This window comes from Zoogloea sp. LCSB751, from assembly GCF_002028455.1.
In the GTDB taxonomy this organism is placed as follows: domain Bacteria; phylum Pseudomonadota; class Gammaproteobacteria; order Burkholderiales; family Rhodocyclaceae; genus Zoogloea.
In genome coordinates, this window is sequence record NZ_MWUM01000010.1 from 165,948 (window position 1) to 180,423 (window position 14,476).

General features: G+C 67.6%; 13 protein-coding genes and 2 pseudogenes. 9 read left to right on the top strand and 6 right to left on the bottom strand.

Annotated features, from left to right (window positions below; all coding sequences use genetic code 11):
* Nucleotides 1-8: 8 nt before the first annotated feature.
* From B4920_RS13570 to B4920_RS30445, 6 genes and pseudogenes are all read left to right on the top strand, one after another.
* Nucleotides 9-1,655 carry an AMP-binding protein gene (locus tag B4920_RS13570; RefSeq protein ID WP_079435226.1) on the top strand — a complete coding sequence of 549 codons (1,647 nt, stop codon included), beginning with the start codon at nucleotides 9-11 and terminating at the stop codon, nucleotides 1,653-1,655.
* 26 nt (nucleotides 1,656-1,681) lie between these two features.
* A complete protein-coding gene (locus B4920_RS13575) occupies nucleotides 1,682-2,644 on the top strand; it encodes a PDR/VanB family oxidoreductase (RefSeq protein WP_079435227.1) in 963 nt (320 codons plus the stop codon).
* Between the two features lie 86 nt (nucleotides 2,645-2,730).
* Entirely contained in the window at nucleotides 2,731-3,606 is an 876-nt protein-coding gene (locus B4920_RS13580) for a DMT family transporter (protein ID WP_079435228.1), read from the top strand.
* A gap of 16 nt (nucleotides 3,607-3,622) precedes the next feature.
* A complete protein-coding gene (locus B4920_RS13585) occupies nucleotides 3,623-4,333 on the top strand; it encodes an SDR family NAD(P)-dependent oxidoreductase (protein WP_079435229.1) in 711 nt (236 codons plus the stop codon).
* Nucleotides 4,334-4,466: 133 nt separating this feature from the next.
* Nucleotides 4,467-5,096 (top strand): annotated as a pseudogene (locus tag B4920_RS30750) (PAS domain-containing protein); the annotation flags it as partial.
* Nucleotides 5,094-5,363, top strand: a pseudogene (locus tag B4920_RS30445) (methyl-accepting chemotaxis protein); the annotation flags it as partial. The pseudogenes B4920_RS30750 and B4920_RS30445, both read left to right, overlap by 3 nt.
* Nucleotides 5,364-5,436: 73 nt before the next feature.
* Here B4920_RS30445 and B4920_RS13595 read toward each other — a convergent pair.
* The 6 genes from B4920_RS13595 to B4920_RS13620 all read right to left on the bottom strand — a co-directional run bounded on the left by B4920_RS13595 (nucleotide 5,437) and on the right by B4920_RS13620 (nucleotide 11,667).
* Nucleotides 5,437-6,894 carry an ATP-binding protein gene (locus tag B4920_RS13595; RefSeq protein ID WP_079435231.1) on the bottom strand — a complete coding sequence of 486 codons (1,458 nt, stop codon included), beginning with the start codon at nucleotides 6,892-6,894 and terminating at the stop codon, nucleotides 5,437-5,439.
* 175 nt (nucleotides 6,895-7,069) lie between these two features.
* Nucleotides 7,070-7,849: an enoyl-CoA hydratase/isomerase family protein gene (locus B4920_RS13600; RefSeq protein ID WP_079435232.1), complete on the bottom strand. Its 780-nt coding sequence runs from the start codon at nucleotides 7,847-7,849 to the stop codon at nucleotides 7,070-7,072.
* Between the two features lie 35 nt (nucleotides 7,850-7,884).
* On the bottom strand, nucleotides 7,885-8,667 hold the full coding sequence (locus B4920_RS13605) for an SDR family NAD(P)-dependent oxidoreductase (RefSeq protein ID WP_079435233.1): 783 nt from the start codon (nucleotides 8,665-8,667) through the stop codon (nucleotides 7,885-7,887).
* Between the two features lie 98 nt (nucleotides 8,668-8,765).
* Nucleotides 8,766-9,470, bottom strand: a complete 705-nt coding sequence (locus tag B4920_RS13610; RefSeq protein ID WP_079435234.1) for a histidine phosphatase family protein — start codon at nucleotides 9,468-9,470, stop codon at nucleotides 8,766-8,768.
* Between the two features lie 123 nt (nucleotides 9,471-9,593).
* Complete coding sequence (locus B4920_RS13615; RefSeq protein ID WP_079435235.1) at nucleotides 9,594-10,445, bottom strand: 3-hydroxybutyryl-CoA dehydrogenase; 852 nt, start codon at nucleotides 10,443-10,445, stop codon at nucleotides 9,594-9,596.
* Between the two features lie 37 nt (nucleotides 10,446-10,482).
* Entirely contained in the window at nucleotides 10,483-11,667 is a 1,185-nt protein-coding gene (locus tag B4920_RS13620; RefSeq protein ID WP_079435236.1) for an acetyl-CoA C-acyltransferase family protein, read from the bottom strand.
* Nucleotides 11,668-12,121: 454 nt separating this feature from the next.
* Here B4920_RS13620 and B4920_RS13625 point away from each other — a divergent pair, with 454 nt between their 5' ends.
* The 3 genes from B4920_RS13625 to B4920_RS13635 form a co-directional block, all read left to right on the top strand.
* Complete coding sequence (locus B4920_RS13625; protein ID WP_079435237.1) at nucleotides 12,122-13,246, top strand: NAD(P) transhydrogenase subunit alpha; 1,125 nt, start codon at nucleotides 12,122-12,124, stop codon at nucleotides 13,244-13,246.
* A gap of 14 nt (nucleotides 13,247-13,260) precedes the next feature.
* Nucleotides 13,261-13,557 carry an NAD(P) transhydrogenase subunit alpha gene (locus tag B4920_RS13630; RefSeq protein WP_079435238.1) on the top strand — a complete coding sequence of 99 codons (297 nt, stop codon included), beginning with the start codon at nucleotides 13,261-13,263 and terminating at the stop codon, nucleotides 13,555-13,557.
* Nucleotides 13,554-14,476 (top strand): NAD(P)(+) transhydrogenase (Re/Si-specific) subunit beta (locus B4920_RS13635; protein WP_079435239.1); only part of this gene is annotated, 923 nt, incomplete at its 3' end. The genes B4920_RS13630 and B4920_RS13635, both read left to right, overlap by 4 nt.

The window sequence follows — 14,476 nt, forward strand, 5'->3', positions numbered from 1 at the left end:
GACAGACGATGCGCAAGGACGTGAGCGGCTGGCAGGTCCGCCTCGACGAGGCCCTGATCCAGCGTTACAGCGCCAGCGGCGACTGGCCCAACAAGACCCTGGCCGACTTCGCCTACGAATTGGCCGAGCGCGACCCGCAACGGGTCACCCACGTGTTCGGCGAGCAGCGTTGCACGGTCAGCGAACTGCTTGCCGAGGCCGAGGCCCTGGCCGCCGCGCTGCAGGCGCGCGGCCTGGTGGCCGGCGACGTGGTCAGCTTCCAGCTGCCCAACTGGCGCGAGGCGGTGGTCATCGACCTGGCGACGACGATGCTGGGCCTCGTCGTGGCGCCCATCGTGCCGATCTACCGGGATGCCGAGGTGGCCTTCATGCTCGCCGACGCGGGCGTCAAGGCGGCCTTCTTCCCGGTGGAGTACCGCGGCTTCGACTACGCGGCGATGATGGAGCGGCTGGCGCCCCAACTGCCCGGCCTGACGCACCGCTTCGCGGTGCGCGGCGACGGCCCGGACAGCTACGACGCGCTGGTCAGCGCCGGCCTGCCGCTGGGGCAGCGGCCGCAGGTGGATGCCAACGCGGTCAAGATGATCCTGTATACCTCCGGCACCACTGGCCGCCCGAAGGGCGTGCTGCACACCCACAACACCGGGCCGCTGCGCCTCAAGCGGGCCTTCGAGAACTGGTCGCGGGGCTCGGAGATTCCGGGTCTCGCCAACGTGCTGCTGATGGCCTCGCCGGTGACCCACGTGACCGGCCAGAGCGGCATGGAGCTGCCTTTCTGCAGCGACAGCCGGACGGTCTTCATGGAGCGCTGGAGCGCCGCCGAGGCCCTCGACCTGATCGACGCCGAGAAAGTCACCGCCAGCGTCGGCGCGACGCCCTTCCTGCACGAGCTGCTGAGCGCCGCCGAGCAGGCCGGACGGCGCCTGCCCAGCCTGCAGGTGTTCGCTTGCGGCGGTGCCGAAGTGCCGCCAGCGCTGATCTGCAAGGCCTACGAGGTGCTCGCGCAGTGCCGCGCGTTCCGCGTGTATGGCTCCAGCGAGGTGCCGCTGACCACGCTGGGCTTCGCCGGCGCCGGCGAGATGGACATGGCGGCGACCACCGACGGGCAGATCGCTGACTACGAGGTGCGCGTGCTGGACGACGAGGGGCATCCGCTGTCCATCGGCCAGGAAGGCGAGATCTGCGTGCGCGGCCCGGCGATGTTCCTCGGTTACGGCGATCCGGAAGCCACCGCGGCCAGCTTCGACGCCGACGGCTTCTTCACCACCGGCGACCTGGGCCGCCTGACGCCGGAAGGGGCGATCGTCATCACCGGCCGCAAGAAGGACCTGATCAACCGCGGCGGGGAGAAGGTCAGCGCCAAGGAGGTGGAGGACATCCTGCACCGTATGCCCGGCATCAAGGAGGCGGCGGTAGTGTCCATGCCCCATGCCCGGCTCGGCGAGACCCTGTGCGCCTATGTGATTCCCCAGGCCGGCAGCGAGCAGCTGGACCTCGACGCGGTGCTGGGCTTCGTGTCCGCCAGCGGCGTGGCCCGGCAGAAATACCCGGAGTGTCTGATGGTGGTGGAGGACTTCCCGCGCACCGCCTCGGGCAAGATACGCAAGGACCGCCTGCGCGCCGACATCCGCGAGCGCCTGCAGGCCCAGGCCTGAACGACAGAAGACAGGAGAAAAAGAAAATGGAGACAACCCAGCTTTCCGTGCGCATCGCCCGCAAGGCCGTCGAGGCCACCGACATCGTATCGCTGGAACTGGCCCCGCTCGAAGGGGCGGCGCTGCCGCCCTTCAGCGCCGGCTCGCACATCGACGTGGAAGTGAAACCGGGCCTGGTGCGCCAGTATTCCCTGTGCAACGACCCTACCGAATCCCACCGCTACCTGATCGGCGTGCTGCGCGATCCGGTCTCCCGCGGCGGCTCGGTGGCCGTCCATGAGCTGCTGCAGGAAGGGCAGGTGCTGCGCATCAGCGCGCCGCGCAACCACTTCGCGCTGGTGCCGGCCAAGCGCTCGATCCTGTTTGCCGGTGGCATCGGTGTGACGCCCATCCTGTGCATGGCCGAGCGCCTGGCCCAGAGCGGGGCGGATTTCGAGATGCACTACTGCGCCCGCTCCGCCGACCGGGCGGCCTTCGTCGAGCGCATCCGCCGCTCGCCCTTCGCCGCCAAGGTGCATTTCCACTACGACGACGGCGACGCCGCGCAGAAGCTGGATCTCGGCGCGGTGCTGGAGGCTGCCGGCGCGGACGCCCACCTGTACGTGTGCGGGCCGTCGGGCTTCATCGACTTCGTCACCAAGGGCGCCGCGGCCCGCCAGTGGAGCGCCGAGCGAGTGCACTTCGAGTACTTCGCCGGCCAGAAGGTGGATACCTCGGCGGACGGCTGCTTCGAGGTCAAGCTGGCGAGCAGCGGCAAGTGCGTCAGCGTGCCGCCCACCAAGACCGTCGTCACGGCGCTGCGCGAGGCCGGCGTGAATGTCGAGGTGTCCTGCGAGCAGGGCGTCTGCGGCACCTGCCTGACCCGCGTGCTGGAAGGCGAGGTGGACCACCGGGACAACTACCTCACCGACGAGGAAAAGGCGGCCAACGACCAGTTCCTGCCGTGCTGCTCGCGGGCCCGGGGCAAGCAGCTGGTGCTGGACCTGTAGGACGCCGAAAACCGCTTGCGGGTGAGTGAATTCGCCCCACGGCGTTTGAATCTCCGACTGCCGGCGAGCCTTTTCGCCCCGATGCCATGTCCGTCCCCCTTGCCTACATCTCGGTCGTCATCCTGTGGTCCACCACGCCGCTGGCGATCAACTGGAGTCTGCCCGGCGGCGGTTTCGCGTTCGCGCTGTTCGCCCGCATGGTGGTGGGGCTGGTCTGTGCGCTGGGGGTGCTGGCGGCCACCGGCGCGGGTTTTCCGCTGCGCCGTGGCGTGTGGCCGGCCTACCTGATCGGCGGCACCAGCCTGTTCGGCACGATGCTGTGCGTCTATTGGGGCGCCCAGTTCGTCCATTCCGGGCTGATCTCGGTGCTGTTCGGCCTGTCGCCGCTGGTCACCAGCGTGCTGGCCGCCCTGTGGCTCGGCGAGCGGGCACTGACGCCGCGCCGGGTGGCCGGCATGGCGCTGGCCGCGGCCGGCCTGGCGGTGGTCTTCGGTCATGGTACCGACCTCGGCGGGGCCCATGCGCCGGCCGGGCTGGCGGCGATCCTGCTGGCAGTGCTGCTCAACGCCACCGGCCTGGTGGGCGTCAAACGCTTCGGCGCGGCGACGCCGCCGATGGCGCTGACCGCCGGCGTGATGCTGGTGTCGCTGCCGCTGTTCGGTCTGGCCTGGCTGGCGGACGGCGCCATCTGGCCGGCCGAGCTGCCGCTGCGCAGCGTGCTGGCCATCGGCTACCTGGGCGTGTTCGGCTCGGTGCTGGGTTTTGCCCTTTACTACTATCTGATGAAGCATCTGGAGGCCGCCGCGCTGGCGCTGACCCTGGTGGTGACGCCGCTGTTCGCGCTGTTCCTCGGGCGCCTTTTCAATGGCGAGGCGCTGCCGGCCCAGGCCTGGGCCGGCGCCGCGGCGATCAGTCTGGGCTTGCTGCTGCACCAACGCGGCGGCGCGCCGTCTGCAACCTAGCTCGGGAGAGCGACTCATGACCAATGAGGTGCGGCCGGTGGCCGTCGTGACCGGCGTCGGGCCGGGAACCGGGGCCGCCACGGTGCGGCGTTTCGTGGCTGGCGGCTACCGGGTGGCGATGCTGGCCCGCGACGCCGGGCGCCTCGCCGAGCTGGCGGCGGAACTGCCGGAAGCGCGGGCCTACCCCTGCGATGTGACCGACACGGCGGCGGTGGACGCGGTGCTGGCGCGTATCCGCGCCGAGCTGGGCACGCCGTCGGTGCTGGTGCACAACGCCGTGTCCGGCGCCCGCGGACACTTCATGGACATCGATCCGGCGGTGCTGGAACGGGGTTTCCAGGTGAATGTGATGGCCTTGCTGCACCTGGCCCGCGCGCTGGCGCCGGAGATGATCGCCGCCGGCCATGGCGCCATCGTCGTCACCGGCAACACCGCCGCGCTGCGCGGCCGCGCGCTGTTTGCCGGCCTGGCGCCGACCAAGGCCGCCCAGCGCATGCTGTGCGAGGCGATGGCCCGCGATCTGGGGCCGCAGGGCGTGCACGTGGCCTACGTGGTGATCGACGCGGTGATCGACGTGCCATGGACCCGCCGCGCCTTCGGCGACCGCCCCGACAGCTTCTTCATGCAGCCAGCCGCCATCGCCGACGAGATCTGGCACCTGGCCCACCAGGCGCGCAGCGCATGGACCTTCCTGCACGAGCTGCGGCCCTTCGGCGAGACCTGGTGAGCCCGGGCCCGAAAAAACCATACCAACAAGGAACGCCACGTTCCACCCGGAGGAGAAGCGATAGATGTTCCTTTCCGCACGCAGGACCTTGAACAGGCTGGACCACGCGCTGGAGGCGGCGCAGCGGGACGGCATGAGCCACTGGCTGAATGGTGCCGACGCGGCGCTGCCGGAGGCCACGCAGCGCCGGCTGCAGACGCTGGCGGAAAAGATCCGCGCCGGCGAACGGGCGCTGGAAGTGCAGATCGCCGCGCTGACCGCCCGTGTCACCGAGCTGGAGCGCAGCGAGGCGCTGCTCGATGCGGAGCGCGACGAGTTGGCGCTGCAACTGGAAGTGACCCGGCGTGCCGCCGATGGCGAAGGCGCGAGCCGCGTCGAACTGGAAGAACGCCTGGCAGCGTTGGAGGATGAATTGGCCGATGCCCGCCTGGCCGGCACTGCGCTGACCGAGGGCACGTGGACGGTGCGCATCGTGGACGGCGATCCGGCCCATCCGGCCAACCGGGTGCGCTATTCGGACCAGATGCGGCGCCTGCTGGACTACACCGGGACGTCGGATTTTCCCGACGAGATGGATGCGTGGACGGCGGTGATCCATCCGGAAGACCTGGCCTGGGTTGGTGCTGCACTGCATCGCCACTTGTCCGACCACACGGGCAAGACATCTTTCGTGGCCGAATACCGCATCCGCAAGAAGGGCGGCGACTACGGCTGGTTCCGCGGCCGTGCGTGCACCGAGCGCGACGCGCAGGGGCGGCCGGTGCGCTGCGTCGGTTCTTTCCGCGACATCTCCGCAGAGAAGGCCGCCGAAGCGCTGCAGAAGGAGCAGCGTGAGCGCATGGCCCACAGCATGCGGCAGATTCTCGACGTGTCGGCGGTGATCGCCGACATCTCCAAGCGCACCAACCTGCTGGCCCTCAACGCCAGCATCGAGGCGGCCCGCGCCGGCGAAGCTGGGCGGGGCTTCGCGGTGGTGGCGGAGGAGGTCGGCAAGCTGGCGATGCAGACATCCAAGGCCACCGAGGAGATCGTGCGGATGGCCGAGGAGTAAGGGCGGGAGGTTGAGTATCCGATCTTCGCGGCAGTGACGGGCTTTGCGTTCCTCACGCCCAATACGGAAGGTATTCGGCGAATTTGTTGCCCACGCTGTCGTCTTTGCGCTTGATGCGCCCGGCGTCGACAGCATCGGAAATCAGATTGGTGATCTGGTTGCGCTGCCGCTCGCTGACCTTGAAGCGGGCCCGCAGCGTGGTGTTGGTCAAGGTCTGGCTGGAGTAATACTGGATGACTGCGTGCTGGTAGCAGGCTTCGATGCGTTCGGCCTGGGGCATGTTCGCAAACTTGCGAGGGGCATGAAGCGTGACCTGAAAAGCGTTTTCCAGCGGTGTAAATACAACGGGCGGCATTCCGAACAACTCGACTGCAGAAACGATTTTCTGGAAGCCAGTGCCTCGCTCCTCGCAGATTCTGCATAGCCGGAACTTGGAGGCGAGCAGTTCATTGCGGGATTCCGGCGTGGTGCCAATCAGACGGTCGGGACGCTTGCCGGGCAGCAGCTTGCCAGGGTTGGTGAAGGTGATTCTATCTTCGTAAATTTCGATCGTTGGCCCGGCGCCAGTGACCGTGAAATCCTGGTGAATGAGCGCATTGGCAATTAACTCCCGGAGCGCAATTTCGGGATAGACACTGACCTGCTCACGTAACGATTGCTGAATGACCTCGGAGTGCGGCAGCACACGCTTCAGGTAGCCAATCAAGCCTTCGAAGCCGACCGCGTAACCTTTATGGCCAAGTAGCTCATCGATGGTGTCGACCTTGTTTGTGCCTTTGTAGCGGATGACGCGAATTCCCTTGCGGCTGAGCGAATCGAAGCTCTGCAGTTCTCGTGCTGCCGCAATACCACCGAAGTTGGTGATGTAGTAGCCGTTGCCGTCGGGTTCGATCAGGCTTTCATCGACCAGCCAGCGCATGAGCTCAGTAGTATCGTCCGGCAAGGGGCGTTGGAGCAGCTTGGCGATAGTGGTCAGATCAAGGCGGGCGATGACTTCATCCGCCGGCAGCAGGGGCGAGGCCCGTAATTCCTCCCAGCGTGGGGCCTGACTGTGCAGCATGAGTGATCCGATCTCGTTGCGAGATGCTTTTCTCGTACTGCCGCCTGAACGTATCCATGCGTCCTCGATGCTCTTGCCCCGGCGGTGAGCCGGTTTGTTGGTTTGTTCCCGGATATGCACGAACAACAGGGCTGCGCCGTCTATGTCCACAATGGCGTGATCCAGTACGAGGGGTGGCTCAACTGCATCCCGCCCGATATTGGTCAGCCGGGTGATGATTTCCTGGACCTGTTGCTGGTCTACGCCGATCAGTCGGGCATCCGTATCCTCGACACCGAAGACAAGATAGCCGCCATTGGGGTGGTTCGCGAACGCGATCAGGTGCTCGGCCAGACGCTCCTTGTTTTCGGAAAGGCTGGCCTTCCAGTCGAGTTCGTTGATTTCATGGGGCACAGGTTCGCGGCTGGCGTGCAGATACGCCACGGCCTGTTTGATCCAGTGTTTATCCATGTGATAGCAGCTCTTTGATTGTCAAAGAAAAATACGTTATGTCGTTTTTCGGATGTGATAACACACGCTGATTCTGCCGGCCTTCCCCTTGCCGGATCGCTTCCATCAACTCCCAGCGTAGCCGCCTGCCCGTACGCCACTAAGCAGACGTGCTAGCGTACGGGCAGGGGGATGTTCAGCGGCCGGTGTAGGTGGCTGGGCGCTTTTCGAGGAAGGCGTTAACCGCCTCCTTGAAGTCTTCCGTGGCCGCGCAGGTGGCGAAGCCCTGACGCTCGGCGTCCAGCTGGCCGGCGAAATCCCGTTCGATGGAGCGGCGCATCAGCTGCTTGAGGGTGCCCTGGGCGATCGGCGCGCCGGCGGCCAGACGGTGGGCCAGCCTGTCGGTTTCCGCGGTCAGCTGGTCGGCCGCCACGACGCGGCTCACCAGGCCCAGGCGCTGGGCTTCGGCGGCGTCGATGGGGTCGGACAGCAGCGCGATCTCCAGCGCCTTGTGCAGGCCGACGGTGCGCGGCAGGCTCCACGAGGCGCCGAGATCGCAGCAGGTGCCCAGATTGACGTAGGCGAAGTTGAAGCGGGTGGTGTCGGCGGCGACGACCAGGTCGCAGGCCAGCGCCATGCTCATGCCGGCACCGGCCACCGGGCCCTGGATGCTGGCTATCACCGGCGCGCGCAGGCCGGCGATGATCTGCATGCTCTCGTTGAGCGGCGCGATCAGCGTGTTCGGCACCGCCGCCGGGTCGTCGCGGAACTGGGCGATGTCGCCGCCGGCCATGAAGGAGCGGCCTTCGCCGCTGAGGATCAGCACGCGCAGCGCCGGATCGTCCTGCAGGCGGCGCAGGGCGGCCAGCAGGGCCTGGGCGGTGGCGGTGTCGATGGCGTTGAGAACCTTAGGGCGGTTGAAGTGCAGGCGGTGGATGCCGCCGTCGCGGCTTTCGATGATCGGGCTGTCGCTCATGCTGGGGTCTCCTGTTGTCGTTGTCGAAAGGCTTTTTACATCGGCAGCTGCGGGCCGGCGGTGACGGTGACGCCGCCGTCCACCACCAGGCCGTGGCCGGTGATGAAATCGGCTTCGTCGCTGGCCAGCAGCAGCGCGGCGCGGGCGATGTCCTCGGGGCGGCCGAGGCGCTTGACGGCGGCGGCTTGCTCCCACTGGGCGCGGACTTCCGGCACGGCGAAGAGGCCGGCCGTCATGTTGGTCTCGATCGCGCCGGGCAGCAGGTAGTTGGCAGTGATGCCGAAGCGGCCGACTTCCTTGGCGATGGTCTTGGTCAGGCCGGCGACGGCGTGCTTGGAGGCCGCGTAGGCGCCGCAGCTGTGATCGGTGAAGTGGGCGAGGATGGAGCCGGTGTTGATGATGCGTCCGCGGCCGGTGCTCTTGGCGCGTTCGATCAGCACCGGGATGGCATGGCGGCAGGTGCGCATCACGGCGTGGACGTTCACCTCGAAGGCCCGCGCCCAGTCTTCGTCGGGCATTGCGGACACCGGCGAAACCGGCACGACGCCGGCGTTGTTGAAGAGAATGTCGAGGCCGCCGAATTTTTCCAGCGCCAGTGCGACCATCTGCTGCGGTGCGTCGGCGGCGGTGACGTCCACCGCCAGCGCGGCGATGCGCGGCTGGCCGGCGTAGATGCTGAGGATGGCCGATTCGGGCCGGTCCACGGCCACTACCGCGGCGCCTTCGGCGGCGAACAGTTCGACGGTGGCGCGGCCGATGCCGGAGGCGCCGCCGGTGATGATGGCTACGCGGCCGGCCAGGCGTTGGGATGTGTTCATGCTGTTGTCTCGCTCCTTTGTGGATGGGCTCAGCCTCGAAACAGGTCGGGCTGTTTTTCTGTGATCTTACCTGTGCGTCGTGATGCTCGCCTCGTCCGTCAGTGCGCGCGGAAGCGGCGGTAGATCTTCTCCATCACCATCAGCGGGTCGTCGGCGCGCAGCGGGTCGTAGGGGGCGATGTTCACCGCGCGCAGCCAGGCGCGCTGCACGCGGCCGTCGGCCACGTCGAGTTCGATGATGTTGATGCACGCCGGGTCCTGCTCGATGGCGCGGATGGCGGGGAGGCCGGCGCCGGTGACGTGGGTCAGCAGCACGCGGTTGACGCCGTCGTGGGCGACGACGAGGGCGTTGCGCCAGTCGTCGCGGGCGATCAGCGCGTCCCAAGCGGCGTGTACACGGTTCGCCAGGTCCTGCCAGCGTTCGCCGCGGATGAAGGCGCCGTCGGGGTCCCCAGCGCTCTCGTAGGCGTAGCCGATCTCCTGTTCCTGCTCGTCCGGCGGGATCTCGCGCAGGCGGCCGGCGCGCACTTCCTTCAGGCGTGGCTCCTCGGCCAGCGGCAGGGCGCGTTCGCCGAGCACGATGCGGGCGGTCTCGACGGTGCGCGTGAGGCCCGAGCAGACGGCCAGGTCGAAGGGGATGTCGGCCAGCAGCGCGGCGCTGGCGGCGGCCTGTTCGCGGCCGCGGGGGGTGAGCGGGACGGTGCGCGGGTCTAGGGGCGTGCCGTCGGCGCTGAAATAGCTGACTTCCGCGTGGCGCATCAGGTAGATGCGGCGGCGGCAGGCGGTGCCGGGTAGGGCGGGCATGGGCAGGCTCCGGTATGCCGGCGGGCGGTGGCCCACCGGCAGGCAAGCGGCCCACCGGGGCCGGACTGTGCGGCTGACCGGCTCCGGCGGGTGAGGGCACCCGAAAGGTGCCCCCGATGACGATCAGTCGTACTTGTAGAAGCCCTGGCCGCTCTTGCGGCCCAGGTAGCCGGCATCCACCATTTCCTTCAGCAGCGGGGCCGGGCGGTACTTGGGATCGTTGAAGCCGTCGTAGAAGACTTCCATCACCGCCAGCATGGTGTCCAGGCCGATCAGGTCGGCGAGGGCCAGCGGGCCGATCGGTTGGTTGCAGCCAAGCTTCATGCCGGCGTCGATGTCCTCGGCGGTGGCGAGGCCTTCCTGCAGCGCGAAGATCGCTTCGTTGATCATCGGGCACAGGATGCGGTTCACCACGAAGCCCGGGCTGTTCTTGGCGGTGATCGGGGTCTTGCCGATGGCGGTGGCGAACGCCTGCGCGGCGGCCAGCGTCGCGTCGGAGGTCTGCAGGCCGCGGATCAGCTCGACCAGGGCCATCATCGGCACCGGGTTGAAGAAGTGCATGCCGATGAAGCGCTCCGGCGACGACACGGTGGCGGCCAGCTTGGTGATGGAGATCGACGAGGTGTTGGTGGCGATCAACGTGGTGGCCGGCACGATGCTGTCGATTTCCTTGAGGATGCGCAGCTTGAGACCCTCGTTCTCGGTGGCGGCCTCGATGACCAGCTCGGTGGCGGCCAGGTCGGCGTAGGCGGTGGTGCCGCGGATGCGGGCCAGCGCGGCGTCCTTGTCGGCGGCGCTGATCTTTTCCTTCTTGACCATGCGGTCGAGGCTGCCGGCGACGGTCTTGACGCCGCGTTCGACGGCTTCGGTGGAGATGTCCACCATCACCACGTTGATGCCGGCCAGCGCACAGACCTGCGCGATGCCGTTGCCCATGGTGCCGGCGCCGATCACGCCGATGTTTTGAATTGCCATGCTGTTGCTCCTGTTTGCGTAGTTTTTAAGAACTTTTTTAAACGCGTTCGAAGATGGCGGCGATGCCCTGTCCGCCACCGATGCACATGGTCACCAGGGCATAACGGCCCCCCGTGCGGTGGAGCTCGTAGATGGCCTTGGTGGTGATGATGGCTCCGGTCGCTCCCACCGGATGCCCCAGGGAGATCCCCGAGCCGTTGGGATTGACGCGGGCCGGATCGAGGTCCAGTTCCCGTGTCACGGCGCAGGCCTGGGCTGCAAAAGCCTCGTTGGACTCGATGACGTCCAGATCTGCGACGGACAGCCCGGTGCGCTGCAGCACCAGGCGGGTGGCGGGAACGGGGCCGATGCCCATGTACAGCGGTTCGACGCCAGCGTGAGCATACCCGACAAGTCGGGCCAGCGGCTTGAGACCAAGCGCTGCCGCGCGTTTCGCCTCGGCCAGCACCACCGCTGCGCCGCCGTCGTTGAGCCCAGAGGCATTGCCCGGGGTGACGCTGCCGTCCTTCTGGAAAATGGCTTTCATCTTGGCCAGGGCTTCCAGCGTGACGTCCGGGCGCACGTGCTCGTCGGTGTCGAAAAGTGCGGTGCCCTTGCGGGTCTTCACCTCCACCGCGGCGATCTGCTCGCGGAAGCGCCCCTCGGCGATGGCGCGGGCGGCACGCTGCTGGCTTTCCAGCGCCAGCGCGTCCTGCATCTCGCGGCTGATGCCGTAGCGGGCGGCGACGTTCTCGGCGGTGATGCCCATGTGCACCTTCTGCCACGGGTCGTGGAGGATGCCGTTCATGTAGTCGAGGACCGGCGCGTCGCCCATGCGGGCGCCCCAGCGCAGGGTCGGGATGATGTAGGGGCCGCGGCTCATGGATTCGGCGCCGCCGCCCACCGCGATGTCGGTGTCGCCGAGCAGGATGGCCTGGGCCGCCGACACGATGGCCTGCAGGCCGGAGCCGCACAGGCGGTTGACGTTGAAGGCCGGGGTTTCCTGCGGGATGCCCGCGTCGATCGCGGCGACGCGGCTCAGGTAGGCATCGCGGGGCTCGGTGGGGATCACGTTGCCCATCACCACGTGGCCGACCTCGCGGGGATCGACGCCGGAACGGGCCAGCGCGGCGCTGACCGCGGTGGTGCCGAGCTGGCAGAGGGGAATGTCCTTGAGGCTGCCGCCGTAGGTGCCGATGGCGGTGCGGGCGGCACCGACGACGAGGATTTCACGCTGGGTCATGGTCTGCTTTTCCGTATGCGGGTTGGTCTTGGCCGGCGCAAGCCGGCGGGTGGATCGATGTTATCAAACAAACAATCTAGATGGTTTGTTTGTTGTGTGGGGTGGTGGCATCGCGTTCTGACCTGGCTGGGTGTCTGGGTGTCTGGGCGTCCCTTCATGAGCCTCGTGCTTCCCCTTCACGCATTCCCACGCTTGCATCATCAACCTGCAGAAATTTCATCGAGGGACTTGGCAGCCAGCCTTTTTGTTCGTAATATAAAAAAACGAACACGACGGTTTGTTTTGTTGTGTGTCGGAAGGTGTGTCTCCCTGCTGGTAAGCGTGACCCTCTCCCTAGCGCTTATGGGCATTTTCACCAGGTTGTCCGCGCAATGCGGGCAACCTGGACTTTCTTCCAGAAGAAAGGGGACAGACCGGAACACGCGGGAGCATGTCCACACAAGAGAACCGGCAGATGCCTCTGACCATCGGATTTGCAGCAGAAACCCTGTCCGGCGAACGGCGCTTGCCCGTGGTGCCGGACGTGGCCAAGAAATACCAGGGCCTCGGTGCCCGCCTCCTCATGCAGAAGGGTGCCGGCCGGCTTGCCCACTACCGCGATGACAGCTTCGCCGACGTGGCCTTCGTCGACAGCGCCGCCGAGACGTATGCCGGCGCTGACATCCTGTGCTGCGTGCAGCCGCCGTCCGCCGAACTGATTTCCACCCTCAAGCCGGGCAGCGTGCTGGTCGGCCTGCTGCAGCCCTGGGGCGATGCGGCCCGCGCCCGCCTGCTGGCCGAGCGCAACATCACCGCCTTCGCGCTGGAATTGCTGCCGCGCATCAGCCGCGCCCAGAGCATGGACGTGCTGTCCAGCCAGGCCGCGGTGACCGGCTACGAATGCGCGCTGATCGCCGCCGACCATTCGCCGCGCTTCTTCCCGATGCTGACCTACGCCGCCGGCACCATCCGCCCGGCCCGCGTGCTGGTGATCGGCGCCGGCGTGGCCGGCCTGCAGGCCATCGCCACCGCCCGCCGCATCGGCGCGATGGTCGAGGCCTACGACGTGCGCCCGGAAACCCGCGAGCAGATCGAATCCCTCGGCGCCAAGTTCGTCGATACCGGCGTGTCGGCGGCCGGCAGCGGCGGCTACGCCCGCGAGCTGACCGCGGAGGAAAAGGCGAAGCAGGCCGAGCGCCTGGCCAAGGCGGTGGCCCAGTGCGATGCGCTGATCACCACCGCGGCGATCCCCGGCAGGAAGGCGCCGGTGATCGTCACCGCCGACATGGTGGCGCGCATGAAGCCCGGCGCGGTGGTGGTCGACATGGCCGCCGAGACCGGCGGCAACGTGGAAGGCACGGTCGCCGGTGAGAAGACCTGGGTCGGCGACGTGCTGATCGTCGGCCCGACCCACATCGCCAGCCGCATGCCGGCCCACGCCTCGGAAATGCTGGCCAAGAACTACTTCAACTTCATCAGCCCCTTCGTCAAGGACGGCGCCGTGGCGCTGGACTGGGACGACGAAGTGATCGCCGGGGCCTGCCTCACCCATGCCGGCGAAGTACGCCACGCCGGTGTCCGCCAGGCCCTCGGCCTTTGATCCAGGAGAACGCAATGGAAGGTCTGGTCTATCTGTACATCTTCATGCTGGCCGGCTTCACCGGCTACGAAGTGATTTCCCGCGTGCCGGTGATCCTGCACACGCCGCTGATGTCCGGTTCCAACTTCGTGCACGGCGTGGTGCTGGTGGGCGGCATGGTGGCCCTCGGCAGCGCCGATCCGGCCGAGCCGCTGCAACTGGCGATCGGCTTCGCCGCGGTGCTGCTCGGTGCCGCCAACGCGGCCGGCGGCTACGTGGTCACCGAACGCATGCTGGCCATGTTCAAAGGCAAGAAGGAGGGCGCCCAATGAGCGCACAGTTCCCCGTTCTCGGTTTCATCCAGGCCGCCTACTTCGCGGTGGCGGTGGTCTTCATCCTCGGCCTGAAGGCGATGAGCTCGCCGGTCACCGCACGCCGCGGCGTGGTGTGGGCCGGCTACGCGATGATCGCCGCCACGCTGGTCACCTTCGCGTGGCCGGGCATGCAGAACTTCGGCCTGATGGGGCTGGCCATCGCGCTGGGCACCGTGGTGGCCTGGGTTTCCGGCAAGAAGGTGGCGATGACCGACATGCCGCAGATGGTGGCCATCTACAACGGCATGGGCGGCGGCGCGGCGGCGGCCATCGCGGCGCTGGAGTTCGCCCGCGGCGAGGTGCATGGCGGCGTGGCGACCACGCTGGCGGTGTGCGGCGCGCTGATCGGCTCGGTGGCCTTCTCCGGCTCCTGCGTGGCTTTCGCCAAGCTGCAGGGCATCATGAAGAAGGCCTGGCGCCTGCCGGCCCAGAACGCCGCCAACGTGCTGCTGGCGCTCGCCGCGGTGGCCCTCGGCTACCTGATCGTCGCCGCCGACACCCCGGCGCCGGAGCATGTGCTGGGTTTCTTCGCGTTGGCCCTGGCCCTCGGCGTGGTGCTGACGGTGCCGATCGGCGGTGCCGACATGCCGGTGGTTATTTCCCTGCTCAATGCCTTCACCGGCCTGGCCGTGGGTATGGAAGGCTATGTGCTCGGCAACCCGGCGCTGATCGTCGCCGGCATCGTGGTCGGCGCGTCCGGCACCCTGCTGACCCAGCTGATGGCCAAGGCCATGAACCGGCCGATCTCCAACGTGATCTTCACGCCGATCTCCGGCGCGGCGTCCGGCGGCGAGGCCGTCGAGGGCGAGCAGAAGGAAGTCGGCGCGATGGATGCGGCGGCGATGATGCGCTACGCCTCCAAGGTCATCATCGTGCC